The organism is Alteromonas sp. AWM4_230 (assembly GCF_056158305.1).
Genome location: NZ_JBSWTB010000001.1, coordinates 3,784,247 through 3,811,158 on the forward strand (window position 1 = coordinate 3,784,247; position 26,912 = coordinate 3,811,158).

The 26,912-nt window shown below is 44.9% G+C and carries 22 protein-coding genes and 3 tRNA genes; 9 read left to right on the top strand and 16 right to left on the bottom strand.

Annotated elements, in window-relative coordinates; all coding sequences use genetic code 11:
- Positions 1-117: 117 nt before the first annotated feature.
- The 3 genes from pspC to pspA all read right to left on the bottom strand — a co-directional run bounded on the left by pspC (position 118) and on the right by pspA (position 1,559).
- The gene (gene pspC / locus ACXACS_RS16330) at positions 118-564 is read right to left on the bottom strand and encodes an envelope stress response membrane protein PspC (protein ID WP_474808132.1); all 447 of its coding nucleotides are present in this window, start codon (positions 562-564) and stop codon (positions 118-120) included.
- On the bottom strand, positions 561-800 hold the full coding sequence (pspB, locus tag ACXACS_RS16335) for an envelope stress response membrane protein PspB (RefSeq protein ID WP_025254416.1): 240 nt from the start codon (positions 798-800) through the stop codon (positions 561-563). The genes pspC and pspB overlap by 4 nt, the downstream gene beginning before the upstream one ends.
- 75 nt (positions 801-875) lie before the next feature.
- A complete protein-coding gene (gene pspA, locus ACXACS_RS16340; RefSeq protein ID WP_474808134.1) occupies positions 876-1,559 on the bottom strand; it encodes a phage shock protein PspA in 684 nt (227 codons plus the stop codon).
- Between the two features lie 221 nt (positions 1,560-1,780).
- Between pspA and pspF the strand changes: the two genes are divergently transcribed.
- The 6 genes from pspF to ACXACS_RS16370 are packed head-to-tail and all read left to right on the top strand — an operon-like array spanning position 1,781 to position 8,317.
- Positions 1,781-2,902 (top strand): phage shock protein operon transcriptional activator, encoded by a 1,122-nt coding sequence (pspF, locus tag ACXACS_RS16345; protein ID WP_474808138.1) that lies wholly within the window; start codon positions 1,781-1,783, stop codon positions 2,900-2,902.
- A 3-nt stretch (positions 2,903-2,905) separates the two neighbouring features.
- On the top strand, positions 2,906-4,609 hold the full coding sequence (locus ACXACS_RS16350; protein WP_474808139.1) for an ABC transporter substrate-binding protein: 1,704 nt from the start codon (positions 2,906-2,908) through the stop codon (positions 4,607-4,609).
- Positions 4,606-5,637 carry an ABC transporter permease subunit gene (locus tag ACXACS_RS16355; RefSeq protein WP_474808141.1) on the top strand — a complete coding sequence of 344 codons (1,032 nt, stop codon included), beginning with the start codon at positions 4,606-4,608 and terminating at the stop codon, positions 5,635-5,637. Before ACXACS_RS16350 ends, ACXACS_RS16355 begins: the two co-directional genes overlap by 4 nt.
- Positions 5,624-6,517 (top strand): ABC transporter permease subunit, encoded by an 894-nt coding sequence (locus ACXACS_RS16360; RefSeq protein WP_474808142.1) that lies wholly within the window; start codon positions 5,624-5,626, stop codon positions 6,515-6,517. Before ACXACS_RS16355 ends, ACXACS_RS16360 begins: the two co-directional genes overlap by 14 nt.
- A gap of 1 nt (position 6,518) precedes the next feature.
- Positions 6,519-7,514, top strand: coding sequence for a peptide ABC transporter ATP-binding protein (locus tag ACXACS_RS16365; protein ID WP_179982689.1), 996 nt, complete (start codon positions 6,519-6,521; stop codon positions 7,512-7,514).
- Entirely contained in the window at positions 7,514-8,317 is an 804-nt protein-coding gene (locus ACXACS_RS16370; protein ID WP_118489956.1) for an ATP-binding cassette domain-containing protein, read from the top strand. Before ACXACS_RS16365 ends, ACXACS_RS16370 begins: the two co-directional genes overlap by 1 nt.
- Positions 8,318-8,369: 52 nt before the next feature.
- Here ACXACS_RS16370 and ACXACS_RS16375 read toward each other — a convergent pair whose 3' ends face one another.
- From ACXACS_RS16375 to ACXACS_RS16415, 9 genes are all read right to left on the bottom strand, one after another.
- Positions 8,370-9,500, bottom strand: coding sequence for a sodium ion-translocating decarboxylase subunit beta (locus ACXACS_RS16375; RefSeq protein ID WP_214993825.1), 1,131 nt, complete (start codon positions 9,498-9,500; stop codon positions 8,370-8,372).
- Positions 9,501-9,503: 3 nt separating this feature from the next.
- Entirely contained in the window at positions 9,504-11,318 is a 1,815-nt protein-coding gene (gene oadA, locus ACXACS_RS16380) for a sodium-extruding oxaloacetate decarboxylase subunit alpha (RefSeq protein WP_474808146.1), read from the bottom strand.
- 18 nt (positions 11,319-11,336) lie between these two features.
- Positions 11,337-11,612 (bottom strand): OadG family protein, encoded by a 276-nt coding sequence (locus tag ACXACS_RS16385; protein WP_474808148.1) that lies wholly within the window; start codon positions 11,610-11,612, stop codon positions 11,337-11,339.
- A gap of 260 nt (positions 11,613-11,872) precedes the next feature.
- A tRNA-Arg gene (locus ACXACS_RS16390) sits at positions 11,873-11,949 on the bottom strand.
- Positions 11,950-12,002: 53 nt separating this feature from the next.
- Positions 12,003-12,079, bottom strand: a tRNA-Arg gene (locus tag ACXACS_RS16395).
- A gap of 37 nt (positions 12,080-12,116) precedes the next feature.
- A tRNA-Ser gene (locus tag ACXACS_RS16400) sits at positions 12,117-12,208 on the bottom strand.
- Between the two features lie 554 nt (positions 12,209-12,762).
- Positions 12,763-12,954: a carbon storage regulator CsrA gene (gene csrA, locus ACXACS_RS16405; protein ID WP_012517705.1), complete on the bottom strand. Its 192-nt coding sequence runs from the start codon at positions 12,952-12,954 to the stop codon at positions 12,763-12,765.
- 134 nt (positions 12,955-13,088) lie between these two features.
- Positions 13,089-15,686: an alanine--tRNA ligase gene (alaS, locus tag ACXACS_RS16410; protein ID WP_474808150.1), complete on the bottom strand. Its 2,598-nt coding sequence runs from the start codon at positions 15,684-15,686 to the stop codon at positions 13,089-13,091.
- 300 nt (positions 15,687-15,986) lie between these two features.
- On the bottom strand, positions 15,987-16,436 hold the full coding sequence (locus tag ACXACS_RS16415; RefSeq protein ID WP_474808152.1) for a regulatory protein RecX: 450 nt from the start codon (positions 16,434-16,436) through the stop codon (positions 15,987-15,989).
- Between the two features lie 119 nt (positions 16,437-16,555).
- Here ACXACS_RS16415 and ACXACS_RS16420 point away from each other — a divergent pair, with 119 nt between their 5' ends.
- Complete coding sequence (locus tag ACXACS_RS16420) at positions 16,556-17,845, top strand: GNAT family N-acetyltransferase (RefSeq protein WP_474808154.1); 1,290 nt, start codon at positions 16,556-16,558, stop codon at positions 17,843-17,845.
- On the top strand, positions 17,835-19,907 hold the full coding sequence (locus tag ACXACS_RS16425; RefSeq protein WP_474809313.1) for a M13 family metallopeptidase: 2,073 nt from the start codon (positions 17,835-17,837) through the stop codon (positions 19,905-19,907). The genes ACXACS_RS16420 and ACXACS_RS16425 overlap by 11 nt, the downstream gene beginning before the upstream one ends.
- A gap of 240 nt (positions 19,908-20,147) precedes the next feature.
- On the opposite strand, the gene betI is transcribed toward ACXACS_RS16425, so the two are convergent.
- The 4 genes from betI to ACXACS_RS16445 all read right to left on the bottom strand — a co-directional run bounded on the left by betI (position 20,148) and on the right by ACXACS_RS16445 (position 25,775).
- Positions 20,148-20,723, bottom strand: coding sequence for a transcriptional regulator BetI (betI, locus tag ACXACS_RS16430; protein WP_474808155.1), 576 nt, complete (start codon positions 20,721-20,723; stop codon positions 20,148-20,150).
- A 72-nt stretch (positions 20,724-20,795) separates the two neighbouring features.
- Positions 20,796-23,219, bottom strand: coding sequence for a TonB-dependent receptor domain-containing protein (locus ACXACS_RS16435; protein WP_474808157.1), 2,424 nt, complete (start codon positions 23,217-23,219; stop codon positions 20,796-20,798).
- A 256-nt stretch (positions 23,220-23,475) separates the two neighbouring features.
- On the bottom strand, positions 23,476-25,110 hold the full coding sequence (locus ACXACS_RS16440) for a SulP family inorganic anion transporter (protein WP_474808159.1): 1,635 nt from the start codon (positions 25,108-25,110) through the stop codon (positions 23,476-23,478).
- Between the two features lie 11 nt (positions 25,111-25,121).
- The gene (locus tag ACXACS_RS16445) at positions 25,122-25,775 is read right to left on the bottom strand and encodes a carbonic anhydrase (RefSeq protein ID WP_474808160.1); all 654 of its coding nucleotides are present in this window, start codon (positions 25,773-25,775) and stop codon (positions 25,122-25,124) included.
- A gap of 159 nt (positions 25,776-25,934) precedes the next feature.
- Between ACXACS_RS16445 and ACXACS_RS16450 the strand changes: the two genes are divergently transcribed.
- Positions 25,935-26,903, top strand: a complete 969-nt coding sequence (locus ACXACS_RS16450; RefSeq protein ID WP_474808162.1) for a hydrogen peroxide-inducible genes activator — start codon at positions 25,935-25,937, stop codon at positions 26,901-26,903.
- Positions 26,904-26,912: the final 9 nt, after the last annotated feature.

Consider the following 26,912-nt stretch of genomic DNA (forward strand, 5'->3'; position numbering starts at 1 on the left):
CTTCATATTTGCTGTAACAGGAATTTTACATAGGCAACTAAAGCGCTTGATTTAGATAATAAAAAACCGCCCATTGCGAGCGGCTTTCTTTTAGATTCTTGTGAGCTGTAAGGCCAGCTATAGACGGCTGATTTCTTTATTTAGCTGATATTCACGAGACGTCACATAGGTTTCCATTTTACGTAGACGAACTTCTGCTTTTTCAAAGCGATTGCGAATATCGTGAAACGCCTGTTTCGGTGGCTCTCCAGCCTGCCAAACTTTGGTTTTCACCTCAACTTTAGGGCTTTTTACCTGTCCAGCGTTTGGATTCGTCCAGCCTTTACCTTTTGAAAAAACCGGTGTTGTAGGCTTATCATCAAGGCCAGCAGGCTTCTTATCTAAAATGAACCAAGCGGCTATGTAGGCGACAAAGATAAACGGACCTGCAAGTAGAAAGAAACCGGTAACGACTAAGATTCTCACTAACCAGGTTTCCAACCCAAAGTATTCGGCTATACCTGAACACACACCTGCAATGCGTGCATTTTCGGGGTTGCGATAGAGCTGCTTACCATTTCTCATGCTCTATTCCTCCACTCTGGCGCCTCACTATCTAGAATGGCCTCTAATGTTTCAATACGCTCACTCATTTTTTCTGCCTTTTCAGCAAGATCTTGTAAAGAGGCGTGCTCCTCAACACTCAATCCTTGATTGACCTGCTTTTTGCTTCGATAGTGTAAAATTAGCCAAATGGGAGCAACAAATATTGAGAACACCACAAGGGGCATAACCAACACTGCAATTGTACCTTCGTCCATCTCAATGTCTCCTACAAACTCTGATGTAACTACCCTCTTCACGGTTTTCCATCAAGAGGGTATACCTTATTTTTATTATTCTGATTTTTCAGTGCTTTTATTTGCACCTTTTACCTTGGCTTTAAGCGCAGCTAGTTCGTCTTCCACTTTGTCACTGGCTTCTAGCTCTGCAAACTCATCTTGCAGCGTCTTTTTACCCAAATCATAAGCTTCCACCTGTGATTCAAGGTCATCGATTTTACGCTCGTATTGCTCAAAGCGCCCCATTGCATTATCTACTTTCGTACTATCTAGTGTCTTTTTGACTTCTAGACGAGAGCTTGCGGTTTTCTGACGCATAATAATGGCTTTCTGACGGCTCTTAGCATCGGCAAGCTTTTCTTGAAGCTGACCAATTTCATCCTGAAGCTTGCTGATTTGTTCTTCAACAACGGCCAATTCTTTACTTAGCGCTTCAGCAGCTTCTGCAGACTTTTTCTTTTCTTGCAGCGCAGCGCGCGCCAAGTCTTCTCTATCTTTGCTTAACGCAAGTTCTGCTTTTGCTTCCCAATCATTTGCATCGCTTTCATACTTTGCAATTTGATTAGCAATTTCCTTTTTATTCGCTAGCGTCTTTGCAGATGCAGAGCGCACCTCAACCAACGTGTCTTCCATTTCCTGAATGATTAATCTAACCATTTTCTCAGGATCTTCGGCTTTGTCTAAAATCGCATTAATATTCGAATTCACAATATCTGTAAAACGCGAGAAGATACCCATAATAATTACCTCTTGCTAAAAATGGTAAGTGTTAGAAAACACCACACTTGATAAATAGGTTACTCTTGGTATAGGTAGCATTCAATATACTTGCCAACTTTATTCAGATGCTAACCTATTATTTTATATACATTTTCCATGCGCTCAAATAATGCTCGTTTATCAATATCTTTTGTTCTACACTATTAATTGGTCGAAATGACTAATTTTTGAGGGATTTAATGAGTAGGTATCGACAGCAAGACAATTTACTTGGCCAAGCAAATAGTTTTCTAGAAGTTTTAGAGCAAATTTCACAGATTGCACCACTAGACAAACCCGTTCTCGTCATTGGCGAACGAGGCACTGGTAAAGAGCTGATTGCTGCGCGTCTGCACTTCTTATCAAAGCGCTGGGACCAAAACTACATTAAGTTGAATTGCGCGGCACTAAGTGAAAGCCTATTAGAAAGTGAGCTTTTCGGTTATGAAGCTGGTGCCTTTACCGGCGCTTCGAAACGTCGCGAAGGTCGCTTTGAAGTGGCGCATAACGGTACCCTATTCCTTGACGAACTCGCTAACACATCGGGTCTTATTCAGGAAAAGCTACTGCGGGTAGTGGAATATGGCGAATTTGAGCGCGTAGGTGGCAGTAAGTCAGTAAAAACCGATGTACGCCTTATCGCAGCTACCAATGAAGATTTGCCAGCCCTTGCCGATGCCGGTGAATTTCGCGCAGACCTTCTCGATCGTCTTGCTTTTGACGTTATCACCATCCCGCCCCTTCGCGAGCGTCGAGAAGATATCATGATGTTAGCTGAAAACTTCGCTATTAATATGGCCCGTGAAATGGAAATGGAACTGTTTAGCGGCTTCACTGAAAAAGCAAAACGCACTCTGCTTGATTATGATTGGCCTGGTAATATCCGTGAGCTTAAAAATGTGGTCGAACGTGCAGTATACAGAACGAATAACCCCCACCTTCCCGTCCATGAAATAGTGTTAGACCCCTTCGAGTCAGCCTACCGTCCGAAAGGTAGAGTTAAAACAAATGATAGAGTGAGCGCCACAGATTCGCCTAACCTTGTTGCGCAGCCAGACACGCCAGTGGTAGGTAAACGTGTTGAAAGTGCTGACGTTACACCACTCACCCCTGCTAAAACGCAGGAAATTGTCGAATATCCCATAGATTTGAAAGAACGCTCTCAACAACATGAGATAGATATGATAAAACAGGCACTTGCTGACAGTCAGTTTAATCAAAAGAAAACCGCTGAAAAATTGAGCCTGACTTATCATCAGCTGCGAGGCTATCTCAAAAAATATAACTTACTAGATTCTTCCGCTGAAAACGTCGAGGCGTAGAGCATGTCCCATGGTTTGGTGAAGCGTTTGTCATTATGTTTATGTACAGCGCTTCTTGTTGCATCCTGTGCTAAGCAGAATAAACAAGCGTTTTATAATACGGGTATTATTTATTGTTCAGAAAGCAACCCAGTAACTTTTAATCCGCAGCTTGATACATCGAGCACAACCTCTGATGCATCATCTCACCAACTGTACGATAGACTACTTGATTTCGACCCCGATTCTGGTCGCATTGTGCCAAGTCTTGCTAGTAGCTGGCTAGTCAGTGATGACGGGCTCACCTACGCCTTTCAGCTTCGCAAAGATGTTTGGTTTCACACAACGGACTATTTCAAGCCAACACGAAACTTCAACGCAGACGATGTTATTTTTAGCATCAACCGATGGCGTTTGCGCTCGCATCCCTACCATTATGTGTCGGGTGGGCGTTATCCGTATTTTGAAAGTATTGGTCTTGCTCAAAATATTGCGTCAGTTGAACGGGTAAACGGCTATCGCGTTGAAATTACGCTTAAGCGTCGTGACAGCTCATTTTTGTCTAATTTAGCCACAGACTTCGCCGTTATTCTGTCAGAAGAATATGCCGAACAACTTGCTGAAGCTGGAACACCTAGCAAAATTGATGAACTTCCCGTTGGCACTGGACCGTTTAAATTCAACAGCTATCGCAAAGACCACTTTATTAAATATTTACGCCATGAAAACTATTGGCGCACACAGTCATTTGGAGAAGGTGACAACAGCGATAGCAACATAACATCAGAGCTACAAAGTTTAAGCCAACAAAAAAAGCTAGAAACGCCCTTGGTTGAGCAGCTCATTTTTGACATCACTCCAAGAAGTTCATTACGACTAGCTAAGCTGATGACTGGAGAATGTGATGCAACTGCATTCCCGGCACAAACGGAACTTGAAGTGATTCGAACAGAGGACGATCTGACATTAGCGGAAAAACCTGGGCTAAATGTAGGCTTTTGGGCCTTTAATACTCAGCGCCCGCCGTTTGATAACCCCGATGTAAGGCGAGCGCTCGCCGTAGCTATTGATAAAAACACATTATTAGAAGCGGTTTACTTCGACAGTGCAACACGAGCAAAAACCCTACTGCCTGCGGCTAGCTGGGCATTTCAAAACGACGCCGATGATACAGCTTACAACCCTGTTCTAGCGCGTAAGTTATTGGCCGATGCAGGAATAGCCCCAGGGTTTTCAATGACAATATGGGCCATGCCGGTCGAGCGCGCTTACAACCCCAACGCAACGAAAATGGCCGAGCTGATTCAGCGATACCTTCGCGATGTGGGCGTAGATGCAACTATCGTTAGTTACGATTGGGCTACATTTAGACGTCATCTACAAGAAGGTCTGCACGACTCCGTATTAATCGGCTGGTCTGCCGATAACGGCGACCCTGACAACTTTTATCGCCCCTTGTTGAGCTGCGGAGCAATCCCATCTGGAACGAACCGGGCAATGTGGTGCAATGATAGTTATGACAAGCTACTTAACGAGGCGCTTCAAACCGATGACATTGACGAGAGAACGGCTATTTACAAGCAAGTAAATAGGCTATTATACGAACGTCTTCCTGTGGTCCCCATTGCACATGCCTATCGCTATCAAGCATATAGAAATGAGTTAGAAGGCATGACTATTAATCCCTTTGGCGGTGTGCGTTTTGGCGGGGTAGAGAAAGCACTGTGATCCAAATTCTCCTTAGATATTGCACATTATTCATATTAACGCTTTTAGTGTTGACGATTATTTCGTTCTCGCTGGCCTACCTTTTTCCAGGCGATACGTTGGAAAACCTGACCGGGCTTGTGCCACAAAATGAGATGCAGCGGGCCGCGTTAGAGAAACAGTTTAAGCTAGACCAGTCCTATATTTTTCAGTTTATTTACTATGTAGGTAATTTGCTGACTGGTGATTGGGGCTATAGTTTCACATCCGGTCTGCCCTTAAGAGAGGAAGTAGGTATAGCGATGCCAGCTACAATAGAACTGGCCACGTACGCAATGCTGATGGCCTTATTTATTGGCATCCCCTTAGGCTATTACGCCGGCATTCGCTGTTATTCAACGTCTGACCACTTAATAAATAGTGCGAGCATTACTACCTATTCTTTCCCTGTTTTTTGGTTCGCTCTGCTGCTTATTCTGGTATTTAGTTTGGAATTAGACGTGGCCCCATTGTCTGGTCGAATAAGTTTAATTTACGACATAGAGCCAGTAACCGGCTTTATTCTATTTGATGTTTTACTGTCGGATATCGAAAACAAATCCTTAGCATTTAAAGATGCACTATCACACTTAGCGCTACCTACATTTGCTATTGGCGCCATAACCACGGCCTCGATGGTACGCATAACTCGGCGCTCAGTTATAGATGTAAAACATCGCCCCTATATTGCTGCAGCCGTGTCTCGCGGGCTTTCTAGTTGGCAAATATTCTTTCGCCATATACTACGTAATGCACTACTTCCCATTTTGCCGCTGATGGCGATTCAAATTACTACGCTTATAACCAATGCAATGATTGTTGAAACCTTGTTTTCATGGCCAGGAATTGGCAACTGGCTAATTCAAGCCATCTATCAACGGGATTACCCTGCTTTACGTATTGGTATGATGGCGGTATCCACGGTAGTAATTACCCTGACGATTCTGGTCGATGTATTAAACCGTATGATTGACCCAAGTAGAGAGAAATACGAGCGTGCCACAGTTTAGTTTGTACGAAGAAGAATTCCATCCTTCCCCTTGGCAACGGACCTGGGCTTCGTTCAAGGCTAGCCACATTTCTATGCTGGGTTTAATTCTGCTAGCGCTATTTGTGGTGTGCGCCTTATTCGCCCCTCTCATTACCCCTTATGACGCTGTTGAACAGAACATCGACGGATTGCTAATTCCGCCTAGCTGGTTAGCGAATGGTTCTATTACCCATTTGTTCGGCACAGACGCGTTAGGAAGAGACTTATTTACCCGTATTATTTACGGCTGCAGAACAACGCTGGGCTCGGCCTTCTTAACCGTAGTACTTGCGATGCTAGTTGGTGTAAGTTTAGGTACGCTTGCTGGTATGTTACGCGGGGTTCGCTCAAGTGTTGCGAATCACTTACTCGATGCGCTTATGGCGATCCCTACCCTACTGATTGCTATCATCATAGTTGCAATACTTGGTACGGGTTTGGTCAACAGTATGTGGGCTATTACCCTAGCCCTTATTCCTCAATTTGTGCACCACACGCGCAGTTTCGTGCGCGCAGAAATGAAGAAAGACTACATTGTTGCGTCAACGCTTGACGGTGCAAGCAAATGGCAGCTCTTTGTTCACTCTATTCTACCTAATATGACGGAAATGCTTGTGGTTCAAGGAACACTGGCTCTTTCTATCGCAGTTATTGATATCTCGGCGCTTGGCTTTTTAAGCTTGGGGGCTCAATCACCGTTACCTGAATTAGGTGTAATTCTAGCTGACGGATTAGACGTTACTTACCTAGCGCCTTGGAATGTAGCGGTACCCGGTATGGCGATATTTTTTATTGTACTGTCTATCAATATCGTGGGTGACGGCTTGCGTTCATCACTGAGAAAAAGGGTGAGTCACTAACATGCCAATGCTTGATATCAAAAACCTCACCTTAGAAATGCAAAACGGTGACAGCACCATAAAGGCTCTGGACAAGGTAAATTTGTCAGTGAGTTCAGGCGAGATTCGTGCACTTGTGGGCGAGTCAGGTTCTGGTAAAAGCCTTATTGTATCGGCGATATGCGGAGCGCTTCCAAACCAGTGGAATTTAACCGCCGACCGCATGAGCTGGAATGGAGAAAACCTATTAGGTATGTCGGTTCAACAGCGCCGTGAAGTGATGCGCCGTGAAATTGCGGTGGTTTTTCAAAACCCGCAAGCGGCGCTTGACCCGTCGGCCACGCTTGGTGAACAGCTTGAAGAAAGCATTCCTGATGAATTTGTTGAAGGTAGCTGGTTTTGGCAACGTGCGCAGCACAGAAAGAAGATAGCGATAAGTACTGTACATAAGGTGGGAATAAAGCATCACAAGCATTACTTAAGTGCATTCCCTCACCAAATTCCCGCTGATATTGGGCAAAAGTTCATGATAGCGATGGCGCTAGTGTCTCAACCCAAATTACTTATCGCAGATGATCCCACTCGAGGTATGGAGCCCACAACCAAGACGCAGATCCTAAAACTCTTTACGCGTCTTAATCAAACTCGCTCTCTATCGATTTTGTTTGTCAGCCATGATTTGCTTGCCATTGCGAGTATGTCACATTCAATGACAGTTCTTTACGCGGGGCAAACGGTAGAATCGGGAAAGATGAAGCACATTAAAAAGCGCCCTCTTCACCCTTACACTAAAGCGCTATTAGACAGTGCGCCAAGCTTTAGAAAAGACTTACCGCCTAAGTCTGCGCTACCTACGTTAAGCGGCTCTATACCAACGCTACAACATTTGCCTATTGGTTGTCGTTTAGGCCCCCGCTGTCCACGAGCTCAGCGCGCTTGTGTGCAAACGCCCGCCGTACGCAAAATTCACGATCATAGCTACAGCTGTCATTACCCGCTACATATGGAGAAGCTGTGATGGACATTTTGCAGGTAAAAGACCTCACGTTTATACATAACGAAAAGAAGCGCTGGTTAAAGCGGCCTGAGGTATTTCAACTTGGTCCGGTTAATATGAGTGTTAAACGGGGGGAAACTATTGCCATCATAGGGGAAAACCGTTCGGGTAAATCCCTTCTTGCTAAATTATTAGTTGGCGCCCTACCTGCCGATGCGGGTGAAATTGAAATAAACACTCACAAGTATTTAGCCAAGTACCAGTCGAAAGACGGCCAACGCAAGCGGACCCACGACATTCGAATGATTCTGCAACACAGTGCGGAATCGATGAACCCATCGGTTCCGGTAGGAAAAATCCTAGACGAACCCTTGCGTTTGAATACAGGTCTTAGCGAAGCCGAACGCAAGCCTATTATCGAAGATATGTTGGTAAAGGTAGGGTTACTACGCGAGCATTATTATTTTTACCGGCACATGCTTTCTGACGGCCAACAGCAGCGCGTGGCATTGGCTAGGGCTATAGTACTAAAACCCAAAGTGCTTGTTGCAGATGAACCCTTTGCTGCATTAGACCCTACTATTCGCTCGCAGACTGTGAACCTAATACTGCAACTACAGCAAGAGCTGGGCTTAGCATTTATCTTCATCAGCCATAATTTAGGGATTGTCCGGCATATTGCAGATAGAGTTGTGGTGATGGAAGGCGGCGAAATTGTGGAGGAAGGTAAAACTGAAACTATTTTCAGGTGGCCGCAGCACACCCGCACAAAGAAACTGGTTACCGCTTACCAGTCGCTAGTGCCGCAAAATACAATCCGTTAAAGCGCTGAGGGCAGTAAACTGCCCTCTCAATATCAAATTTGCGTTACGCTAGTTAGCCAACCAGTGCTAGCAAAATACCTGCAGCGACCGCACTTCCTAAAACACCGGCTACATTAGGCCCCATTGCATGCATCAACAGGAAGTTATGAGGGTTTGCTTCTAAGCCAACCTTATTCACGACTCGCGCCGCCATAGGCACGGCAGATACACCCGCAGCACCAATGAGCGGGTTTATACTCCCGCCCGATAGCTTACTCATTAACTTAGCCATTAACACGCCAGCAGCGGTTCCTATACCAAATGCAATTGCGCCTAGGCCCAGAATACCCAAGGTTTCCACTGTAAGGAATGCCTCAGCTGATAGCTTAGAACCCACGGCTAAACCGAGGAATATGGTCACGGTATTGATAAGTTCGTTTTGGGCTGTTTTACTTAACCTGTCTACTACGCCACATTCTTTCATCAAATTACCAAAGCAGAACATACCTACGAGCGGCGTTGCGGCTGGTAAAAACAAAATCGTCATAAACAACACGGCGAGCGGAAAGATAATTTTTTCACGCTTTGATACAGGCCGAAGTTGGCCCATTTTAATTTCGCGTTCCTCTTTTGTGGTCAGCGCTTTCATAATGGGCGGCTGGATAATAGGCACCAGCGCCATGTAAGAATAAGCGGCAACCGCAATAGCACCTAGTAAGTCAGGAGCTAAACGTGAAGCAAGGAAGATAGCCGTGGGCCCATCTGCGCCCCCTATAATGGCAATAGCACTTGCATCTTTTAGCGTAAATTCGAAACCAGGAATAAGGTTTAACGCAATAGCGCCAAATAGGGTTGCAAAAATACCGAACTGTGCGGCTGCGCCAAGCAGCAACATTCTAGGGTTTGCAATAAGCGCGCTGAAGTCTGTCATTGCGCCTACTCCCATAAAAATGAGCAATGGGAAGACGCCTGTATCAATGCCAATTTTATAGATGTAGTGCAGTAAGCCACCCGCTTCTGAAAAACCAGCAATTGGAATGTTCGTAAGCAGTGCTCCAAAACCAATGGGTAATAAGAGCAGTGGCTCAAACTTCTTAACAATGGCTAAATAGAGTAAACCGAAGCCTACCGCCATCATGATGAGCTGGCCTGCTTCAAAATGCGCAAGTGCGGTGCTATCCCAAAGCACCATTAACTTATCCATGTATTACCCCAATAAGATTAACGGTTGACCGCTAGTTACAGCATCGCCTTCACCCACGGAAATGTCAGTGACCGTACCGGTATACGCCGAACGGATCTCTGTTTCCATTTTCATGGCTTCGAGGATCATCACTACATCACCTTCAGATACACTATCGCCAGTTCGTACTAATACTTTGAATACGTTACCCGCTAGTGGAGCATCAATTGACTGCGACGACGCAGCGGGAGGTGAAGCTGTGCTAACAGTTTGTGGCTGGGGTTGAGATGTATTGGCTGGCGTAACGCTTGTTAGCGTACCTGAGGGTGCCACTTCTACGCGATACACCTTGCCATCTACGTTTACATCATATGATTCAGCCGAGGTTGCACTTTGCGCGTTCGACGCTGTGCTAACTGGTTCTGGCGCAAGGGTATCACTAGCCTCTTGAGCGCCCGGTGCAGGTTCAAACGCATCAGGATTGCCGCGATTTTCGATAAACTTAAGGCCGATCTGGGGAAATAGAGCATAAGTCAGCACATCATCAATTTTATCATCTGACAGCGAAAGTTGTTTTTTCTCGGCCAGTTCATCTAGCTCTTTGCTCAGCGCATCAAGCTCAGGCGCAATGTTATCAGCAGGCCTGCCTGTTACAGGCTCTGCACCATCTAGCACACGCTCTTGCAGTTCCTTGTTTACTGGCGCTGCAGTAGCGCCATACTCGCCTTTAAGTACACCAGCAGTTTCTTTAGTGATACTCTTATAGCGCTCGCCTGTTAGCACATTAAGTACCGACTGCGTACCGACAATTTGCGAGGTGGGCGTTACAAGAGGGATAAACCCAAGATCTTCACGTACCCGAGGAATTTCTTTTAACACCTCTTCAAACTTATCTTCAGCACCCTGCTCTTTTAGCTGACTTTCCATGTTGGTTAGCATGCCACCTGGCACTTGGGCCAGCAGAATACGTGCATCTACACCTTTAAGGCTTCCTTCAAATTTGCTGTATTTCTTTCTGACTTCTCTAAAATAACTCGCAATTTCTTCCAGTTCAGGTAACGCAATACCCGTGTCGCGTTCTGTGCCTTCAACGATTGAGACCATAGTTTCCGTTGCGCTGTGACCGTAGGTCATGCTCATTGATGAAATAGCTGTATCGAGCATATCAATACCGGCATCAATGGCCTTTTGGTAAGTTGCCGTGCTCAACCCTGTTGTGGCGTGGCACTGCATGGCGATAGGCACATCGACGGTTTCTTTTAACCCTGTAATTAACGCTTCGCACTCATAGGGTTTTAAAAGCCCGGCCATGTCTTTTACACAGATAGAATGCACGCCGAGGTCTTCAAGTTGTTTAGCCATACCTAGCCACAGCTCTAGATTATGCACAGGGCTTACTGTATAAGAAATCGTGCCTTGCGCGTGAGCGCCGCTGTCTATGGTAGCTTTAATAGCAGTTTTCAAATTTCTGATGTCATTCATGGCATCAAAAATCCTGAAGACGTCTACACCGCTTTCGTGAGCGCGCTCTACAAAGCGAGTAACGACATCGTCAGCATAGTGGCGATAACCCAATAAGTTTTGACCACGCAATAACATTTGCTGTTTAGTATTGGGCATGGCTGCCTTTAACTTACGAATGCGCTCCCATGGGTCTTCTCCCAAGTAACGGATACAGGCGTCAAAGGTCGCACCGCCCCAAGATTCAACAGACCAAAAGCCTGCCTTATCTAACTTTTCAGCAATGGGAAGCATGTCCTCAATACGCATACGCGTAGCAAGAAGCGATTGATGGGCATCACGCAGGACCAGCTCGGTAAGGGCCAGAGGCTTAGACATGGTAACTCCTGATATGGATTATTTTTTAGAATTTTGGCGATGGGTATGAATTGCAGCAGAAATAGCAGCGATGACATTACCGTCTATTCCTGGTTGTACCGCTTGATCGTTTCGGCTCAACTTAGCTGAAGTAGCTAAAGGCTCTGATGTTTCACCTGGAAATGCTTCACAAAAACGTGCAATCAAATGAATGCCGACAATAAGCAGTCCCAAGAATGAAAAGACAAATACCATTCCTATGAGCATAAGAGAGCCTGCTTCAATGAGCAAACTAGCGACGGATTCCGAATTCATATTCAATCCTGTTGTTATTTTGTACCTGAATAAGTATCACGAGGTTTTTCAAAACACAACAAAACAGCATAAAAAACCACTTAAAATTGAATAAACCCCCACAATATGAAACTTAATGCATTATTACTTAATAAATTTGCAACATATGCATTGTATTTATATGAAGCTGGGGCTTTATGCGAAAGTAGCTTAGAAAGAAAAGAAGAATTGAAAGATTTAAGAAATGAAAAAGCCCACCTAAAAAGGTGGGCTCTTCAATATGGCGCGTGTGGAAGGATTCGAACCTCCGACCGCCTGGTTCGTAGCCAGGTACTCTATCCAGCTGAGCTACACACGCGTTAACTTGTTTACTTTTGAATATTACCTCAAAAGGTGACGCTTTAAAATAAGTGGCGCGTGTGGAAGGATTCGAACCTCCGACCGCCTGGTTCGTAGCCAGGTACTCTATCCAGCTGAGCTACACACGCGCAAAACTTGTTGTTGGCCGTCACTGCCAACGAATAATGGCGGAGAGGGAGGGATTCGAACCCTCGATACGCGTATATGCGTATGGTTCCTTAGCAGGGAACTGGTTTCAGCCACTCACCCACCTCTCCTTGACTGCGGGGTGCATTTTACGGATTCATTGGCCTGAGTCAAACCTTTTTTATAAAGAAATTGTTCACTCGCTGCCATTTTAAACGATTCGAACAAAAAACCAGTAAATTGTTCGCAATACAAACAATTAAATCAGATTTCATTTGTCACTATTAACCAATTTGTATTTGAAACTACAAGGCCCCTTTACCTTTGTCACCACTTTTTCTTTGTTAATGTGCTCAAATTATCAAAAATAATGTCAGTAATTTTTAAATTTTCTCGCCTCAATTCAGCTGCACTGCTGTGTATTGCTCGCTTGAGTTCTACTTACGCGCTTTAAGGCCGCTGATAAAAAGCTTTAGCAGGTTTTCTGTATCGCTTCTAGAAAAGGTATAGGTTAAAAAGCAGGCCATGCAAAGTGGACTGTCCAAGTTGCTACCTTTATGCCTAAAACGCTTGCTTGATGATTTTATGTTTTTCAATCGCTTCAAAGTTTTTGTTAGCGGGGAGTGCTAGAAAAACAAAAAAGGCCAGCAATAGCTGACCTTTTCCTATGAAGCGTATTATGCAATTATTCTGCAGAGCCTGGCTGACCGCCTTTTTCTGCCTGAATGCGCATATATATTTCTTCACGGTGCACAGAAACTTCTTTTGGTGCGTTAACACCTATACGTACCTGATTCCCTTTTACGCCTAGTACGGTAACGGTTACATCGTCACCTACCATAAGCGTTTCACCAACTCGACGAGTCAAAATAAGCATTCGCTTGCTCCTGTTCCTTAATACTGAACATCATCCATTAATATTTGCCAACCCAACGGCACGACCCGATGGTAGCGACAGTGATTCCCTGTTCCTGTGTCACTTCAAAAACTCACTGTTATACACAAAAATAATTATAGCTTATCTTGTAACCAAGCGTTAACCGAATCTAGTGCCTGGTTCAAGTTTTCAGGCTGATCACCACCTGCCTGTGCCATGTCAGGACGTCCGCCTCCTTTGCCACCCACTTGTGATGCAACAAAGTTAACCAACTCGCCTGCCTTTACTTTACCTGTGAGGTTTTTAGTAACACCAGCAATAAGATTCACTTTCGCATCGTTGGCCACACCTAGTACTACGATCCCTTCGCCAATTCGGTTTTTAATGTCATCCATCATTGAACGCAATGACTTCGCTTCAACACCTTCCAAATTCGCAACAAGAACTTTAACGCCATTTATCTCTACTGCATTACTAAGCATATCAGCACCTTGCTGACTCGCCAGTTTTTGTTTCGCAGAATTGAGCGCTTTTTCTAGTTCTTTAGTCTGATTTTGTAAAGAAACTACGCGATCGAGTACATTTTGGCTGTCAGTTTTTAGTAAACCAGACAACGAAGCCAAGGTAGCCTGTTGTGCTTGCACAACTTCAAGGGCTTGCTCACCTGTAACCGCTTCGATGCGACGAACGCCCGATGCAATACCCGCCTCACTGGTAATTTTAAATAACCCAATGTCACCTGTGCGCGTAACGTGTGTACCGCCACATAGCTCTACTGAGAATGGGCCCATGGTTACAACGCGAACTTTTTCATCGTACTTTTCGCCAAATAGCGCCATTGCGCCTGATGCTTTGGCTTCATCCAAATCCATTAGTTCAGTTGCTAACGTGTGGTTTGCACGTATTTCTTGGTTAACTCGCCTTTCAATCTCAGCAAGTTGCTCAGCCGTTACTGCCTCAAAATGCGAGAAGTCAAAACGCATGCGCGGCGCTTCAACCAATGAACCTTTCTGAGTTACGTGCTCACCTAAAATTTCACGCAGTGCTGCATGAAGTAAATGGGTAGCACTGTGGTTCTTTTTAATGGCTTCACGATTTGCTGCATCAATCGCTGCGGTTGCCGTATCACCTTTAGATACCGAACCTTTAGCAATACCTTTGTGTGCAAACGCATTACCCATTTTTTGGGTGTCGGTAACGATGAATTCACCGTTTGCCACGCGAAGTACACCTTTATCACCTGCTTGACCACCGCTTTCAGCGTAGAACGGTGTGCTATCTAATACCACAACGCCTTCCTGACCGTCTTCTAGCTTTTCTACGAATGCATTGTCGGCAATAAGTTCAACCACATTAGCCTGCCCTTCTACATCGGTATAACCTGTGAATGAGGTTGTGTGGTCAATGGCAAGTTTGCTGTTGTAGTCTGCACCAAAGTTACTTGCCTGCTGTGCACGAGCACGCTGTGCTTGCATAGCAGCCTCAAAACCTTCTTCGTCAATCTTAAGGTCATGCTCACGAGCCACATCGTTTGTTAAATCTGTAGGGAAACCATAAGTGTCGTAAAGCTTAAACACTACATCACCTGGTACTGTATCGCCTTCCAGGGTTTCCAGAGTATCGTTTAGAATAGCCATACCACGAGCTAGGGTTTTGCTAAACTGCTCTTCTTCAACGCGCAGTACTTTTTCAATAACAGGCAGCTGGTCTACAAGTTCTGGATACGCCTCGCCCATTTCTTTAGCCAGTGATGCCACCAGCTTATAGAAGAAGATATCGTTTGCGCCTAGCTGGTAGCCATGTCGAACCGCACGACGAATAATACGGCGCAACACATAGCCTCGCCCTTCATTGGTAGGCATTACACCATCACAAATTAAGAAGCTGCACGAACGGATATGATCGGCAATAACACGCAAAGATTTGTTTTCTAGGTCGTCAGTACCAACAATTGATGCCGCTGACTTGATCAAGTTTTGGAACAGGTCAATCTCGTAGTTACTGTGCACGTTTTGCAAAATAGCTGAAATACGCTCAAGGCCCATTCCCGTATCGATAGACGGTTTTGGCAGCGGCTCCATGGTACCGTCAGCTTGCTTATTAAACTGCATAAATACCAAGTTCCAGATCTCAATGAAACGGTCGCCGTCTTCTTCAGGCGTTCCCGGAGGGCCACCCCAGATGTGTGCACCGTGGTCATAAAAGATCTCAGAGCAAGGACCACAAGGACCAGTATCACCCATTGACCAGAAGTTATCTGATGTGCTGATACGGATGATTTTTTCTTTAGGCACACCGATGTGGTTTTCCCAAATGTCGAACGCTTCGTCGTCGTCAGAGTAAACGGTAACGAGTAACTTTTCTTTTGGTAAACCGACTTCTTTAGTTAGAAAGTTCCATGCAAATTCGATCGCTTCTTTTTTGAAATAATCGCCGAAACTAAAGTTACCCATCATTTCGAAAAAAGTATGGTGACGGGCGGTATAACCTACGTTTTCAAGGTCGTTGTGTTTACCACCGGCGCGCACACAGCGCTGCGAAGAGACTGCTCGAGTATAACTACGCTTTTCTGCACCTAAGAAGCAGTCTTTAAACTGGTTCATGCCCGCGTTGGTAAAAAGAAGTGTGGGATCATCTGCCGGCACCAGTGACGAGCTTGCCACTGCCTGATGGCCATGGCTTTTAAAATAATCGATAAACTTGTTACGTAAGTCAGCAGTTGATAATGTCATTGAAAACCTAACTTCCTTTATTCTATTTTTGAAACGTGCGAATTGCCTGTTTGATAAGACTTATAATCGGGACATTTCGTCATTACTCAATGTGCCACACCTTATTACCATTCTTTGAATAGTAAAAATGCGCACAAATTTGCGCAACAATACCACGGAAAGCGCAATTTTGTTAAGTGGCAAGGGCACGAGATACCGCCAAATTTTACCTTAATTTAGTAAAAAATAGCGGATATTCGTTTGGCTGATTAGTATGAAGGTGCGGAGCGTGGCAAAACTAGCCGAAAAGAAACGTTTAGTTTAATTAGCACTAACCGCATATTCGATGTGTTCCTGGTAAAAACCACGGTATTGCAAAAATTGTTTTTGCTTTTGCCTTAAGGCGAATTCTGTTTCATAAAACTCGCCAAACTTTTTTTCTTTTACTTTTTTCGCACTTTCAAACCAGTCAGCATCAATCTCTGCCATTGCATGCTCAGCGGTACCCTCGTCTACACCATATTGCTGTAAGTCTAGTTTTATTGCACGAGGCCCCTTTCCTTTTAGATACAGTGCGCGCGCTCGGCTTTCAGCAAACCTAGCGTCACTTTGAATATCAGCGTCTTTAAATTCCTCCAGAATAGGCATGAAAGCCTCACTCGCTATTCCTTTTTGCTGTAGCTTACGCACTACCTCGTTAAAGCTATGCTCTCGTCGTGCCAGCATGCGAGTAATCGCGTCGGTAATGATTTTTCGATCGAACTCTGACATTTTTGTGAACTTACTCTTCTGTATTAAACGTAGAAACCGCGTTATTTTAGCGCTAAATACTCGTATATTGCGACTATCTAAGCGTTTTACGCACAAAACCTCTACATGATATTAACTGCATGACAGCACCTGACTATCGCATAACAATAATAGATTCTATCGAAAAGCTTTCGAAAGAGCGTTGGCAACAACTTGCAAAAAATGCGGGCCCTTTTCTTTCCTATGAGTTTTTGCATGCATTGGAAAGCAGCGGTTCGTGTAAAAATGAATCGGGTTGGCAACCTTGTCATCTTGCTTTAAGTCATGATCAGGAAGAAAAAGTCAGCATCATTATTCCTGGCTTTTTGAAAACGCATAGCTATGGCGAGTATGTATTTGACCATGCATGGGCCAACGCATATGCGCAGCACGGGCTCGACTATTATCCTAAATGGATATCAGCAATTCCTTTCACCCCTGTTACAGGCCCAAGGATACTTTGCGATGATAGCGTTACTCTAACTCACACGCTTATGGAGAAACTGGAGCATACTTTGACAGAGTATGTAGCATCAGCGTTTGGGGAAGAGCTTTCTTCTTTTCACTACCTATTTCCCAATGAGAGAACGTCGGCACAACTTTCGGTTAACGGCGAAACGCAAGCTTCGGATTTAATCCATGCTGCAAGGCGATATTTAACCCGTTACGCCGTTCAGTTTCAGTGGCATAACTACGGGTATGGTGACTTCGACGATTTTCTTAACGCACTGACCTCCCGCAAAAGGAAAGACATAAAAAAAAGTCGCCGTAAACTCAGTGACCGAGGCGTTCGATTTACCCACCATACGGGAAGTGAAATTAGCCCAGAAACTCTGCAGTTTTTCACAAAGTGTTACAAAGCAACCTATTTAAAACGCAGCGGTCACGTGGGATATTTAAATGATGCGTTCTTTGAGCAACTTGTCGACACCATGAGTGACAACATGCTTATCGTGACTGCAATAGAAAATGAAGTTGCGGTAGCCAGCGCCCTATTTTTCTATGATGAAACAGGGCTGTATGGCAGATACTGGGGAGCACTTAAAGAAATAGACGGGTTACACTTTGCCTGCTGTTATTTTGAAGGCATCGAATTTGCGATTTCGAAAAAGCTAGAGTTATTCAACCCCGGAACCCAGGGTGAACATAAAATACTTCGAGGTTTCGAGCCTATTTATTGCCGTTCACACCACAAATTAAGACATGCATCGTTCCACAGTGCTGTAGCAGACTTTTTACAGCGCGAAACGCCGCATATCGCAAGCTATTTTAATCAGGCACGGAATGCTTTACCGTTTAACAAGGAATTTGTGCCTACTTTAAAAACAACGAGTGTCACTGCACCTAACGAAGACACTTATAATCACAACGAGAAAAATGATGAAACATAAACTTTTAGCCGTAGCGATTGCGGCATCTTTAGGCCTTGCAGGCTGCGGTCAGCCTGAGCAAGCAAAAGAACAAACTCAGGAAAGCACTGTTGAGGCGAAAGGTGAAGCAGAGCTAGGTTCTTTCGGCGTTGATTTAAGCGCGCGCAACGAAGCAGTAAAACCTGGTGACGACTTCTTTATGTACGCCAGCGGAACATGGTACGACAACTATGAACTTCCTGCAGATAAAACCCGCTATGGCGCGTTTACTGGTCTAGCGGAACGCAGTGAAGAGCAGGTTAAAAACATCATCGATGGGCTTATGGAGAAAACGTCTCTAAATGAAGAAGAGCAGCTTGTTCATGACTTCTTTGTTGCCTATATGGACACCGATACCATTAATGAAAAAGGTATTGAGCCAATTCAGGACGTACTAACTTCGATAGAAAGCATCGAAAATAGAACTGACCTAACCAAAGCGTTTGGTAATAGCTGGCTGGTGGGTTCAAGTACTCCTATTTATGGTGGCATGTGGTACAACCGCCTTGATCCGAACGAATACCAGCTAAGCGTTGGTGTAGGTGGTTTAGGCCTTCCTGATCGTGACTATTACTTAAGCGATAGCGAACGCTTTGTTAAGATCCGCGAAGCTTATGTAGCACATATTGAGGAAATGCTTAATTTTGCAGGCGAAGAAAACGCAGCAGAAAAAGCAGCGAACATTCTTGCTCTTGAAACACAAATTGCAGACATTCAGTGGCCTCGCGAAAAACGCCGTGACCGCGACCTAACGCTTAACCAAATTGAGCGTAGTAAATTGTCTGACGCATACCCAGGTTTTGATTGGGACACGTATTTTGCTCAAACCGGCTACAAAGTGCCTGAGCTGAATATTTCACAGCCAGAGCCTGTAAAAGACGTTATCAAAATTATTAACGAGGCTGACTTAGCTGACTGGAAATCCTATTTGAAGTATCACACTATTTCAAATAACGCTGGCTTCCTTTCAGAAGATATTTACTTAGCTAATTTTGACTTCTTCGGTCGTACACTTAGCGGCCAGCAAGAGCCTCGCCCTCGCTGGAAACGTGCGGTAAGCCAAATGTCTGGCACTGAATCTCTAGGTTTTGCTATTGGTAAGATTTACGTTAACGAATACTTCCCAGAAAGTTCAAAAGAGCAAATGGCGGAATTGGTTGAGAACTTGCGTACCGCGCTAGGTGAGCGTATTGAAAACCTAGACTGGATGAGCGAAGAAACCAAAGTTAACGCCAAAGAAAAGCTAATGGCGTTTAACCCTAAAATTGGCTACCCAGATGAATGGCAGTCTTTCGATGGCGTAACCATTAGCGACAAAGACTTAGTGGGCAACGTGCGCAACCTGCGTACTTTCTTCCAAGACCAGTCGGTAGAGCGCGAGCTAGAAAAAACTGACCGCAACCGCTGGGGTATGACACCGCAGCGCGTTAACGCCTACTACAATAGTTCGTTCAATGAAATTGTATTCCCAGCGGCTATTTTACAACCGCCATTCTTCGATCCTAATGCCGATGCAGCTGTTAACTACGGTGCTATTGGTGCGGTAATTGGACATGAGATGGGCCACGGTTTTGACGACCAAGGTTCAAAATCTGATGCAAACGGTATTCAGCGCAACTGGTGGACAGATGCCGACCGTGCAGCATTTGAAGAAAAAGCAGACATGCTAGCCGAGCAATACAGCCAGTACGAGCCTATCGAAGGTAACTTCGTAAACGGTCGCAACAGCTTGGGTGAGAACATTGGCGATGTAGGCGGTCTAGCAATGGCCTACCACGCCTACAAGCTTAGCCTTAACGGCAAAGAGGCGCCGGTAATTGACGGCCTAACAGGCGACCAGCGTTTCTTCCTTGCATGGGCACAAGTGTGGAAAGAAAAACGTACTGAAGAAAGCATGCTGAATCAACTTCGCGCAGGTACACACGCGCCAGGTCGTTATCGTGCACAAGCACCAAGAAATCATGATGCTTGGTATAAGGCATTTGATGTGAAGCCAGGTGATGCACTTTATCTTGCGCCAGAAGAGCGTGTAAGAATTTGGTAATTCGTTGAGTTAATCACTTAGTGAGCTCATGCTAGATTCTCGCGCCGGATAGCGACTTGTATCTGGCGCCAGCTACGCTAAAGCTCATTTAGAAAGTGTAGTTAATTAAAAAGGGCGGTTCGATTTATCTCGAACCGCCCTTTTTTAGATTTTCTACTCAGTATTCGCTCAGTGGTTTTTCTAAAGTAACAGCAAGTGCTTATTTATCTTGCGGTTACTTTTTATCTTCTCTATACGTGTTTATTTTCCGTATTGAGCCACTAAATCGCGAACGTACTGCTTACAGCGCACCACAGCTTCCGAAAAATCCCCGTTTCCTACGCTTCCCATAGAATAGCGCAGCCAATACCCATCAATGAGTGCGGCGGTGGACGCAGCAGCATTTTTAACCTGTTCCGGTTGAAGTAACATGCGGTAGCTAAACGCTAAGTTACGTTCTAAGCGTTTATGGTTAATAGTTTGCAAACGGTGCAGGCCTTCATTGTGTAGCGATAGCGCCCAAAAGTTAAACCAAGTATTGGTGGCTGAACTTGCCCCTTGCGTTTGCGAAAAGTTGTTCTCAATGATGAAGTCAATACGCTCTAGCGGATCATTAATGCGCTGCGAGATTTTAAGCGCATCAAGAAGGTGACGCATGGTTGCTTCAATTAACCCTTGCTTATCACCGAAATAGTGACTGATTATCCCTGAAGAAAGCCCAGCTCTTTTACTAATTAAGCTAATCGTTGTTCCGTGATAGCCCACTTCTGCCATCACTTCTAGCGTTGCTTCAATTAATTGCTTCTTACGAACTGGCTCCATTCCCACCTTGGGCATGCTACAACTCCAAACCTTAAATCTAAAAATAACCTGCAACAGCGCTATGCTGTCGCAGGTATGATATCACGATTAAAAGGTTAAGCGTGCGTTGACTGCAACAGCGCGAGGTGCGCCAATCCAAAATGCACCTGGGGCGATAGTAGACGCATAGTCTTCATCAAACAGATTGTTTACTGTTAAACGCACTTCCAACTCTTCAACACCTGGGCCAATGTTTTCGATAAAACCGCCAATATAGAAGTCGCTAACTATGTAGTCATCTACTTGTGCGGCATTATCAATATCCAAGTAGCGACTATCAACGTACTTTGTAGACAAACCAGCAAAGTAGTTATCGCGTGCCCAATCAAGGCTAATTACAGCCATAGTGTCAGGCGTACCGATAACCGTATTACCTTCAATAGCTACCAGTGACACTTCTGGGTTTTCAGGGTCAGCAATGGCTGCCAGCGCATCGTCAAGCGTATCGTATTCCGTGCCTGAACTTCCTACCGTAGCAACGTATTCAGAATCGCTTAGAGTGATAGAGGTAAACAATGAGAACTCATCGGTTAGCATAACGTCTGCTGAAATTTCAAAACCGCTAGACTCTATACCACCCACGTTTTTGTAACCACCAGCGGCCGCTTCAAGAAAGTCTATTCCCTCTGAAGTTTCGTTACTGGTAAATTGGATACGGTCGTTAAACTCAATATTGTAGTAGGTCACACTGGCATTGAAGCCTGGTGATGCATAGCGGAAACCCACGTCGATGTTGTCAGCGGTTTCTGGCTTTATAAAACGAAGGTCGGTATCGTTGCGCTCTAGCTGCGCGTCTTTAATTGCCGCAAAGTTTTCACCGTAACCAGCAAAGACTTCTAATCCTTCAAATGGCAATGGTGCGACAATACCGGCTGAAAACAGCGTATCTGAATCAGTATTCACCGATAAATTGTTAGCTGAATCAAAGTTGTCCGTTTTTTCAATATCGACGTTAAACTTCTTAGCACCCGCGCGGATGCGCGCAAAACCTAGGTCTAACTCGTCTTCCACATAGTACATTAATGTATCAACCGGGAATGTTCTGTCGTACTGCACCCAATAAGGTACGTTGTCATAATCTACACTGATAGATGAGTTGGTAATTTTGTGCCAGTCACGTGACTCATCACGATCGTAATCTTCCCACCAAATACCAAATCGAACCGTATTATCAAAATCACCAATCTTTGTGTACCAAACGGCATCAGCGTTAAGGCCTATACGCTGTTTGTTATAGTGGGTGTGACGATAAGAGCCCACTGGGATAGCCCCTTGTTCGTGACAGCCAGGATCGTACTGTGCACCCGCACCACCGTAAGGAAAGGTTAGTGAACTTTGACAACCTTCAATAGGACTTAGCTGATTACCTTGTCTATCCACAAAGTAAATTTGTCCGAGTTCTTGCCCGCCAAATACCGTGTTGCCAACAACTAGCTCTGAATGGCCTTCTGCGCCGTCATCAGTAACATCAACGATATATGGAGGCACCCACTCACCACGCCCTTCATTGTCGTGATAATACACGTTGGTCATAAAATCGACCTGACCAATCGTAAATTCTGCCTGTAAATAGGCGAATAAATTTTCGCGTAGCGTAGACCAACCGCGGCGATATGCCTGATCTTGATAAGGCACGCCTGTCCACTCGTCAGTTAACTGATCCCAGTCTGGGTTTTGCTCATACTGCGCTAAACCATAAATGCGCTGGTAGTTGTCTTCGTGGGTATCGTCGTAAGATAGATAACCAGTAAGTGATACATCGCTAACGGTAGAGATAAACTTCATAGCTAAATGGTCACGGGTATTTTCCGCCGCCTGCTGCATAAAGTCAGAGCTTTCTTGACTTGAAAGGCTAATCCAAGCGTAAGTGTCTTTAAATATTTCACCCGTTTCATAACGAACATAGTATTTTGACGCATCAAACTCACCAGCGGTAACGCTAGCGACTAAACCCTGCTCCATCGACGGGTCTATGGTGGTGAAGTTTAGTGTGCCGCCTAATGCTTCATGAGAACGAGAAGCGATGTCTGCAGTACCCTGTGACACTTCTACACCATTTACGTTTTCAGTATCGATATAGCGATTTGCTTTAGCGCCACCGCCGTAATTTGAGTTACCGTTGGCAATGCCATCTACCGTCATACCTATTTGCTGTTCGTTTAGGTTGACCTGAAACCCACGAATAACGATAGAGGTTGACCAATCATCAGCGCCAAAGGTATCGCCTTCGTTAATGAGTACGCCGGGTAAATTGTCCACCGCGGCTAAAACACTGCTAAGATTTGCCTGCTGTTTAAACATGTCGTCGCTGGTTGCGTTATTCGCGTAAGAAACGCTACGACCGACAACCGTAATCTCTTCTATGCGCTCTTCTTCTGCACGTTCCGCCTCTTCCGCCAAAACTTGTGACGATGCAGCCATAGATGAAAGGGCAGCAAGTATTGCTATAGATAATTTATTGTGTGATTTCATGTGTTTCCCAAAGTAGTTGTGTATTGTTTGCACACTACTTTAGGTGGGTATTGTTACACCTAGGTTAAATTTAATTGAACAATCAATTAATTAAATTGCAATATTCTTCCTGGAAGGCTGTGCTCAATTCGACTTGGAAGTTGTAAACTTTCCTTAATAAATCGCCGTGCTACAGGAAAAATTAAGCTATGGGCATAAAAAAGCCCTCCAGAGGAGGGCTAAAAAAGGGAAAGGTTTTGTTTACGTCAAACTCTTATTACGATTGCGTTGCGGCTTGAAAACTCGTGTTGCTTTCAGTCCCGGCTACTTGCTTTTTTGCATAAAGCAAAGCGTCGTGAAGAGTCTCGAAGTTAGGTATACCTGGATGGGCTTCATTTACGCCCTCAAGCACTTTGTTAACTTCAGCATTAGCTCCGCAAATTACAAGCTGTCGTCCAGCTGCAAGTGCGTCTGATGTTACCGTATCAACTGCCATTGCTGCCGATACATCCATAAGTGGAACACGCGAGAAGTCTAGTATGGTGACTTTAGAACCCGGCTTCACGCGCTCACGAACGTGGTGACCTAAATCGGCGGCAGCACCAAAGCTTAGTGGTCCACCAAAGCTAAAGATTGAAACTTTGTCTTTAAGTGACTCTAAAAGCTCATTCTCTTTAGGGTCGTTTAGCGACTCAGGGATCTTTTTAAGTTCTTCAATTTGAAGCTGCGCAATTTGCTTAACGTATGCAAGTGCAGCAAATACAACGCCCACACCAACCGCTGTAATCAAGTCTACAAACACCGTTAGTGCAAGCACCATAATCATTAGGCCGAAGTCCCAGCGCGGTCCTTTGTGTGCACGTTTCAGGTAGCTCCAGTCGATGATATCTAAACCAACTTTAACCAGAATACCAGCAAGTACTGCGTGAGGAATTTGCGCTGCTAACGGGCTAAGTCCTAATACGATTGCAAGCAATACAAGCGCGTGAACCATACCTGAAATGTTGTATTTACCACCGCTGCGGATGTTAACAACCGTACGCATGGTCGCGCCCGCGCCCGCGATACCGCCAATAAGACCAGCAAAGGTGTTACCAATACCTTGACCGATTAACTCTTTATTACTGTCGTGACGAGTACGTGTCATGTTATCAGCAACAAGTGACGTTAATAGACTATCGATAGCGCCCAGTACAGCAAGAATGAACGCTGCTTCAAGAATTAGCAGTGCCTTACTTTGGTCAAAAACTGGTAGGTGAAGACTTGGTAAACCTGTAGGAATATCGCCAAGAATTGGTACTGAAAGCGCCAAACTTACTAGCGTGCCTATGATTAACGCAGCAAGTGCACCTGGCACATACTTGCCTAATTGAGGTGGCCATTTGTAGGCAATGACTAATGTACCTAAACCTAATGCAAGGGTAGCAAAGTCAATATCAGCAAGGGCTGTAGGTAGGTAAGACAGTGCGCCAATGGTACCGCCCGGAGGCTCATGACCCAATAGTCTTCCTAATTGAAGGATAATAATGATGGCACCGATGCCCGACATAAAGCCCGAAATTACTGGGTATGGCACTAATCGAATGTACTGGCCTACGCCAAGTACACCAAAAACAATTTGGAAAATACCTGCCAATATCACCGCTGTGAATATAAGACTGGCATCGCCAGAAAGGCTTGCAAATAGACCTGCAAGTACCACCACCATTGGCCCTGTAGGACCTGAAATTTGCGCAGGCGTTCCACCAAACAGTGCAGCAAAAAAGCCAACGGCGATAGCACCGTAAAGACCAGCCATTGGGCCAAGACCTGACGCTACACCCAGCGCAAGCGCCAGTGGCAAAGCAACGATACCGGCTGTTAAACCGCCGGTAAAATCGCCTCGTAAATTAGAGAGATTAATTTTAACCATAGTGTTTGACCTTATTCACCGCGCGAAAGCTGTGCTTCAGCAGCGCTCTGGTCCATGGCTTCAAACTCACCGCTTTCAGCGTTGTAGCAAAGCACATCACCTTCGCCGATGTTGTAAACCCATCCGTGTAGCTTAACCTGGCCTGTAGCGATTTTCGCAGCAACAGACGGGTGAGTACGAAGATGCTGAATTTGTTGAACAACATTTTCTTTTGTTACCGCTTCTAAATCTTCTAGCGACAAATCTGAATGACCGCAGCGTTCTTTAACTACGTCGGTTGCCACACGACAATGGCCTAGCCACTCTTTAACGTGTGGCAATGAGCTCAAACCTTCTGGGTTAATCGCACCTTTCATCGCACCACAGTCGGTGTGACCACAAATAACAATGTGAGAAACGCCCAGTGCAGCAACTGCAAATTCGATAGATGCTGTCATGCCACCGGTTTGATTACTGTGAGGAGGAACGATATTGCCTGCGTTACGGCAAATGAAAAGTTCGCCTGGGTCAGTTTGTGTTACGAGGTTAGGGTCGATACGTGAGTCTGAACACGTAATGAAAAGCACTTCTGGGTTTTGGCCGTTTGCTAACTTTTGAAACGTAGCCTTTTTGTTCGGATAAACTTCTTTCTGAAATTTAGCCACACCAGAGATAACGTGATCCATATATAACTCCCAATTTTTTTAATAATTGTAATGATTATGTAATTACGCCAGTTTCACCTGATAGATTAATAGTTTAATATACTAACTCGCGATAGCTAAATACTATCACAACCAAAACATCATCAATTATAAGTCTAGTAAGAGAAGGCTATTTTCACCATGCAATTTAACGGAAAGACCCCGTCAATAAACCAAATCCGCTATTTTGTAGCTGTGGCTAAGTACTTGAGCTTCAGACAGGCTGCGGGAATACTAGGAATTAGTCAGCCTACTCTGACCAGTCAAATTAGTGCACTGGAAAACCTTTTAGGCTTAACTTTATTTGAGCGCTCACGCACCGGCACGCTTTTATCACCACAAGGTAAAGCGCTGCTAGATGCGGCTGAAGAAGTATTACAGGCCTCTCAGAGGTTCGGCGAAATTGCTCGTGACTTGTCTCAGGGGGAAACGGTGACATTCCGATTGGGTATTCCCCCAACACTTGGCCCTTATTTGCTCCCTTTCGTTTTGCCCGATTTACACAAACGTAAACCTGGCTTGCGTTTTTACGTACGTGAAGGCGCGCCTAATGCCCTACAGCATGGTCTTTTGCGGGGCGAGTATGACTTAATTTTATCGCCACTTTCGGGTGAGAACTCACAGTTGATAACCCAGCCACTTTTCAAAGAGCCGTTGAAATTTGTCACACCATCCGATCATAAATTAGCGGGTGAGGCCTATGTTAAACCAGAAGAATTAAGTGGTGAAAAAGTACTAACGCTAGAAGACCGTCATCATTTTCACCATCAAGTACAGCGTATTTGCGATGAAATTGGTGCCGATTTACAGCGTGATTACGAAGGAACCAGCCTAGATACTTTGCGCCAAATGGTAGTAATGGGGATGGGTGTGGCTTTTTTGCCTGGTCTTTACATACATTCAGAGCTACACAAACCTGAAGCACTGCATGTGTGTGAAATCGCAGATATGCCCATAGAGCGTCAGCACTCTTTGGCATGGAGAAACACGGCGCCAGGCAGGAAAACCTTTAGAGAGATCTCTATTATCATAAAGGAGATCATCGAATCTCGTCTTTCTGACGCAGTCACTATTGTTAGCTCCGCGTCTAGTTCACCTCAGAAACGTTAATCTAAATAT